The organism is Streptomyces sp. NPDC051563 (genome assembly GCF_044454225.1).
Taxonomy (GTDB): Bacteria; Actinomycetota; Actinomycetes; order Streptomycetales; family Streptomycetaceae; genus Streptomyces.
The window spans coordinates 77,323-83,371 of sequence record NZ_JBITDL010000024.1 but is presented as its reverse complement, the minus strand read 5'-3'; the positions used below and the strand labels follow the sequence as shown (position 1 = coordinate 83,371).

Below are 6,049 nucleotides of genomic sequence, written 5' to 3'. Positions count from 1 at the left end.
GCCGAAAACCGCTCCAACACCACACTCCCCAGGGCCACCCCCCGGATGTCCTTCTAAAGGTCGCACCCCCCACACCCACGCGGCGCCCGCCCGGGAACGTCCCCGGGCGGCCTCCGATTCACGCGAAGCGGTGAGAGATGTCCGTACTAGCCGGCCGACTCGCCCGCGTGGGGGCTGAGGACACCCATGCCGATCAGGGCGAACAGCACGATGCCGAGCAGCACCCGGTAGATCACGAACGGCATGAAGCTCTTCGAGGAAATGAACTTCATGAACCAGGCGATGACCGCGTACCCGACGACGAAGGCGATGACCGTCGCGAAGATCGTCTGACCCCAGGCGATGTGGGTCGGGTTCTCCATCACGTCCTTGATCTCGAACAGGCCGGACGCCAGCACGGCCGGGATGGCGAGGAGGAAGGAGTAGCGGGCCGCCGCCTCGCGGGTGAAGCCCAGCAGCAGACCGCCGGAGAGCGTGGCACCCGACCGGGACACGCCCGGGATCAGGGCCATCGCCTGGCACAGACCGAAGATGAGGCCGTCCTTGACGCCCAGTTCCTTCAGGGTCTTGCGCTCGCGGACGACCCGGTGCCGGCCGCCCTCCTCGTCGCGCGCCGCCAGCCGGTCGGCGAAGCCGAGCACGAGGCCCATCACGATGAGGGTGGTGGCGATCAGCCGCAGATCGCGGAACGGGCCCTCGATCTGGTCCTTGAAGGCGAGGCCGAGGACGCCGATCGGAATGGATCCGACGATCACCAGCCAGCCCATCTTGGCTTCCTGCTCGGAGCGCAGCGCCTTGGTGTACAGCGAGCGGAACCAAGTGGAGATGATCTTTGCGATGTCCTTGCGGAAGTAGATCAGTACGGCGGCTTCGGTACCGATCTGCGTGATGGCGGTGAAGGCCGCTCCCGGGTCCGTCCAGCCGGCGAACGCCGCGGTCAGCCGCAGGTGGGCGCTGGAGGAGATCGGGAGGAACTCCGTGAGCCCCTGGACGAGACCGAGGATTAGGGATTCGAACCAGCTCATGTCGGGGTGCGCTCGTCCTTGTGATCGTCGGGCAGTTCGCGTCCGATGCTAGGGCCCGTGGGGTGCGGCCGTGACCACAGGGGGGTGTACGGCCGTCAGTTCCCGTGCCGGCACGGTCCGCTCGGGCTTTCGCACGGGCGCCAGCCGGTGCCGCTTGCGCCAGGCGACGACCGCCGCTCCCACCGCGGAGAGGGCGATGAACGCGAACGAGCCGAGGAACGCCGGGGAGGTCGGGGAAGAGGCGCTGGCCCCCGCGATCACGTACGCGGCGGTGTTCGGGACCACCCCGATCGCGGTGGCGAGGAGGAAGGGGAGCCACCCGCAGCGGGACAGCGCGGCGGCGTAGTTGGCCACGGCGAAGGGCAGCCCGGGGAAGATCCGGACCGCGAGCATCGAGCGGAAGCCGTGCCGGGCCAGCTGGTCGTCGGCCGCCTGCAGCCAACGGCCGCGGATCAGCGGGCGCAGGGCGTCGCGGCCCATCATCCGGCCGAGGCCGAAGGAGATCCCCGCACCGATCACCGAGCCGCCCACCGCGGCGACCAGGCCGAACTGGGAGCCGAAGAGCGCCCCCGAGGCCAGGTTCAGCAGCGGGCGCGGCACCAGGGCGGCCGTGCACACCCCGTACGCCGCGGCGAAGAGCAGGACGGCGGTGCCCACCGGGAGCCCCGGGGGCCAGCCCTCCGAGAGCAGCCGCTGGGGCTCGTACAGCACGACGCACACGCCGGCCGCGAGGAGCAGCACGACGAGCAGCGAGAGCCGCGTCCACGGCGCGAGGAGGAGGGACATTCCGGGAGACTAACCGACCCCCCTGTCCGCGCGCCGTAATCTGGACCTCATGGAGTCGAACGGCCCGTGGCCACCGACCGGAGCCGGGGCCCCGCACAGCGAGCCGGCCGAGCTGCTGGTGGCGCGTCTCACGGAGTCCTACGGCGCCGCGGCCGACGCGGAGCGGGCCCGGTCCATGGCCGCGTACATGAAGGACGTCTCGCCCTTCCTCGGGATCCCCACCCCGCTGCGCCGAGAGCTGTCCCGGAGCGTGACCAAGGACACCCCGAAACCCTCGGAAACGGACTGCGCGGCCCTCGCGCTGCGCTGCTGGGAGCTTCCGGAGCGCGAATACCGCTACTTCGCCGTCGACTACCTGCGCCGGCACGTCTCCCGCTGCTCCTCCGGCTTCCTGCCCGTGGTCCGGCACCTGATCGTGACCGACTCCTGGTGGGACACCGTCGACCTGCTCGCCGCCCACACGGTCGGGCCGCTCGTGGCGGCGGACCCGGAGCTCGCCCGCGTCATGGACGAGTGGATCGGCGACGAGGACCCGTGGGTGGCCCGCACCGCGCTGCTCCACCAGCTCCGGTACAAGTCCGCGACCGACACCGACCGGCTCTTCGGGTACTGCCGCCTCCAGAGCGGCCACCCCGGCTTCTTCGTCCGCAAGGCCATCGGCTGGTGCCTGCGCGAGTACGCCAAGACGGACCCGGGCGCCGTACGCGCCTTCGTCGGCGCCGAGCGGGACTCGCTGTCCCCGCTCTCGGTGCGCGAGGCGCTGAAGAACACCGGCGGGGCGTAGATCCGACCGCGGGGCGCACGCCCCGGCCGGCGGTGCGAAATTCGATGGCCCCGCCGCGTCCGCTCCGGCAGGATCGACCGCATGTCCAGGCAGACCTTCCCCGTAGCGCCGTCCGCAGTCGCGGACGCGCCGAAGGCTGCCGTTCCCGCAGAGCTCGCCGCAGGCGCGACCGCAGCCGCATTCGACGGCGCACGAAGCTGACCCTTCCCGGATCGTCCGGCGGACCCCACAGGGGGAGGGTCGGTTCGCTCAGGGGGTCCCGGCATTCCAGCATTCAGCTTCGGAACGGGAAGACATCATGGCCAAGACGGCCTTCGTGCGCACCAAGCCGCACCTCAACATCGGCACCATGGGTCACGTCGACCACGGCAAGACGACGCTGACCGCCGCCATCACCAAGGTCCTCGCCGAGCGGGGCGGCGCCTCCTTCGTGCCGTTCGACCGGATCGACCGGGCCCCCGAGGAGGCCCGGCGCGGCATCACCATCAACCTCACGCACGTCGAGTACGAGACCGACACCCGGCACTACGCCCACGTGGACATGCCCGGCCACGCCGACTACATCAAGAACATGGTCACCGGCGCGGCCCAGCTCGACGGGGCGATCCTCGTCGTCTCCGCGCTCGACGGGGTCATGCCGCAAACCGCCGAGCACGTCCTGCTCGCCCGGCAGGTGGGCGTCGACCACATCGTCGTCGCGCTGAACAAGGCCGACGCCGGGGACCCCGAGCTCACCGACCTGGTCGAGCTGGAGGTCCGCGAGCTGCTCACCGCGAACGGCTACGGCGGGGACGCCGCTCCCGTCGTACGGGTCTCCGGGCTCGGGGCGCTGGACGGCGACCCGCAGTGGACCGCGTCGATCGAGGCCCTGCTCGACGCCGTGGACACGTACGTGCCCGTGCCCGTGCGGTACACCGATGCGCCCTTCCTGATGCCGGTGGAGAACGTCCTCACCATCACCGGTCGCGGCACCGTCGTCACCGGCGCCGTCGAACGGGGCACCGTGGCCATGGGCGACCGCGTCGCCCTGCTCGGCGCCGGGGCGGACGGCGCCGCCGTGGAGTCCGTGGTCACCGGACTGGAGACCTTCGGGAAGCCGATGGAGTCCGCCGAGGCCGGGGACAACGTCGCCCTGCTGCTGCGCGGGATGCCCCGCGACGCGGTGCGCCGCGGGGACGTGGTGGCCGCGCCCGGCAGCGTCGTACCGAGGCGCCGCTTCACGGCGCGGGTGTACCTGCTGTCCGCCCGCGAGGGCGGCCGCACCACACCGGTGGCGACCGGCTACCGGCCCCAGTTCTACATCCGCACCGCCGACGTGGTGGGCGACGTGGACCTGGGTGCGGCGGGCGCCGCCCGGCCGGGCGACACGGTCACCATGTCCGTGGAGCTCGGCCGGGACGTCCCGCTGGAGAGCGGGCTCGGCTTCGCGATCCGCGAGGGCGGGCGCACCGTCGGCGCCGGGACGGTGACCGAGGTCGGGTAGCGGCCCGCCGGCGGGCGGGGAGTCCCCGCTGTGGTGGCGGTGGCCGGCCTGCGCCAGACTGCCGTCACCACAGGCATGCGGGGAGGGAGCGGTTCGTGGAAGACGACAGCGGCAGGGGCGGCAGCGGCCACGGCGGCGGCGAAGGCGGCGGCGAAGGCGGCGGCCGAGGCAGGGTCCACGGCAGCGGCAGCGGCAGCGCCGGCGGCGGCGCAGGCGAGGGCACGGCCCTGGTGCTCGGCGGCGGCGGGCTGACCGGCGTCGGCTGGGAGGCCGGGATGCTCTACGGGCTCGCCCGCGCGGGCGTCGACCTGACCGGAGCCGACCTCGTCGTCGGAACCTCGGCCGGCTCCGTCGTCGGCGCGCAGCTCACCTCCGGACTGCTCACCCCGCAGGAGCTGTACGAGCGCCAGCTCGGCGACCCCGGCGGGGAACTCCCCGCGAAGCTGGGGGCCTCCCTGATCGCGCGGTACGCCGTCGCGATGGTGCGCTCCCGCGACGCGAAGTCCTACCGGCGCCGGATCGGCGCCTTCGCCCTCGCGGCCGACACGGAGCCGGAGGGCGTGCGCCGCAAGGTGCTGGAAGCCCGGCTGGTGTCGCACGACTGGCCCGAGCGGCGCCTCGTCGTCACCGCGGTGGACGCGCTGACCGGCGAACTGGCCGCCTTCGAGCGGGGGAGCGCGGCCGGGCTGGTCGACGCCGTCTCGGCGAGCTGCGCCGTACCCGGGGTGTGGCCGCCGGTGACCGTCGCGGGCCGGCGCTTCGTCGACGGCGGGGTCCGCTCCGCGACCAACGCCGACCTCGCCTCCGGCTACGGCCGCGTGGTGATCCTCGCGCCCATGGCCGCGGGCGCCGGGCTCATCCCCTCGCCCGCGGCGCAGGCCGCGCGGCTGCGGGAGGCGGGGGCGAAGGTGCTGCTGATCACCCCGTCCTCGCAGGCCCGCAAGGTCTTCGGACGCAACGTACTGGACCCCGCGCGGCGCGATCCCGCCGCGCGGGCGGGGCTGGAGCAGGCCGCGGAGCACGTGGAGCAGGCGCGCGAGGTGTGGGCGGCCGCGGGGGCCTGACAGCCGCGGGGCCCCGACCGTCGCAGGGGCCCGACAATGGTGCGGTGAGTGACGAACAGATCCCGGTGATCCGGGACGTGGCCCAGGGCACCGCCAAACTGATGCCGGACATCGACCGGGAGCGGGCCTGGCTGCTCACCGTGGACGGGGCCCCGCAGTCGTACGTGGACCTCGACGACCCGGAGCACCTGGAGTTCGAGTACGTACGCCGCCTCGCGCACGTCCTGGACTGCGTCGGCGAGCCGGGTGCCGCGCTGGACCTGCTGCACCTGGGCGGCGGCGCCCTGACCCTGCCGCGGTACGCGGCGGCGGTCCGGCCGGGGTCGCGGCAGGACGTGGTGGAGTTCGACGCCGGGCTGGTCGCCCTGGTCGGGGAGTTCCTGCCGGTGGCCGCCGGGAGCGGCATCACGGTGCACGTCGCCGACGCGCGGGCCTGGCTGGCCGGGGCGCCCGACGCGAGCGCGGACGTGGTGGTGGGGGACGTCTTCGGCGGATCCCGGGTGCCCGCTTCGCTGGCCTCGGCGCAGTACGCCCGGGAGGTGGCGCGGGTGCTGCGCCCGGGCGGGGTGTACGTGGCCAACCTCGCCGACGGGGCGCCCTTCGGCTTCCTGCGGGGGCAGCTGGCGAACTTCGGCGCGGCGTTCGGGGAGTTGGCCCTGATCGCGGAGCCCGGGGTGCTGCGGGGACGGCGGTTCGGGAACGCGGTGCTGCTGGCTTCGGAGCGGGAGCTGCCGGTGGCGGCGCTCTCGCGGGTGTGCGCGGGCGACGCGTTTCCCGCGCGGGTGGAGGCGGGCGCGGGCCTCGCACGCCTGATGCGGGGGGCCTTGCCGGTGTCCGACGCCGATGCGGTGGCTTCGCCCGAGCCGCCGGAGGGGGCCTTCAGCGTGGGCTGAGCTTCCGCCCCGCC

6 protein-coding genes are annotated in these 6,049 nt (G+C 73.6%); 4 read left to right on the top strand and 2 right to left on the bottom strand.

The features are described 5' to 3' along the window. Nucleotides 1–146: 146 nt before the first annotated feature. Complete coding sequence (locus ACIA8F_RS26970; protein WP_399382512.1) at nt 147–1,025, bottom strand: undecaprenyl-diphosphate phosphatase; 879 nt, start codon at nt 1,023–1,025, stop codon at nt 147–149. A gap of 48 nt (nt 1,026–1,073) precedes the next feature. Beyond that, the gene (locus ACIA8F_RS26965; protein ID WP_399382510.1) at nt 1,074–1,811 is read right to left on the bottom strand and encodes a TVP38/TMEM64 family protein; all 738 of its coding nucleotides are present in this window, start codon (nt 1,809–1,811) and stop codon (nt 1,074–1,076) included. A gap of 49 nt (nt 1,812–1,860) precedes the next feature. On the opposite strand from ACIA8F_RS26965, the gene ACIA8F_RS26960 reads away from it, so the two are divergent. The 4 genes from ACIA8F_RS26960 (at nt 1,861) to ACIA8F_RS26945 (ending at nt 6,035) form a co-directional block, all read left to right on the top strand. Next, entirely contained in the window at nt 1,861–2,595 is a 735-nt protein-coding gene (locus tag ACIA8F_RS26960) for a DNA alkylation repair protein (protein WP_399382508.1), read from the top strand. Between the two features lie 298 nt (nt 2,596–2,893). After that, nucleotides 2,894–4,078 (top strand): elongation factor Tu, encoded by a 1,185-nt coding sequence (gene tuf, locus ACIA8F_RS26955; protein WP_399382506.1) that lies wholly within the window; start codon nt 2,894–2,896, stop codon nt 4,076–4,078. A 227-nt stretch (nt 4,079–4,305) separates the two neighbouring features. Further along, nucleotides 4,306–5,142 (top strand): patatin-like phospholipase family protein, encoded by an 837-nt coding sequence (locus tag ACIA8F_RS26950; protein WP_399382593.1) that lies wholly within the window; start codon nt 4,306–4,308, stop codon nt 5,140–5,142. 101 nt (nt 5,143–5,243) lie between these two features. Continuing rightward, nucleotides 5,244–6,035, top strand: a complete 792-nt coding sequence (locus ACIA8F_RS26945; RefSeq protein ID WP_399382591.1) for a spermidine synthase — start codon at nt 5,244–5,246, stop codon at nt 6,033–6,035. Nucleotides 6,036–6,049: the final 14 nt, after the last annotated feature.

Coding starts and splice junctions, on each gene's coding strand:
- ACIA8F_RS26970 (WP_399382512.1), bottom strand. CDS start 1,025: ATGAGCTGGTTCGAATCCCTAATCCTCGGTCTCGTCCAGGGGCTCACG.
- ACIA8F_RS26960 (WP_399382508.1), top strand. CDS start 1,861: ATGGAGTCGAACGGCCCGTGGCCACCGACCGGAGCCGGGGCCCCGCAC.
- ACIA8F_RS26945 (WP_399382591.1), top strand. CDS start 5,244: ATGCCGGACATCGACCGGGAGCGGGCCTGGCTGCTCACCGTGGACGGG.
- ACIA8F_RS26965 (WP_399382510.1), bottom strand. CDS start 1,811: ATGTCCCTCCTCCTCGCGCCGTGGACGCGGCTCTCGCTGCTCGTCGTG.
- tuf (WP_399382506.1), top strand. CDS start 2,894: ATGGCCAAGACGGCCTTCGTGCGCACCAAGCCGCACCTCAACATCGGC.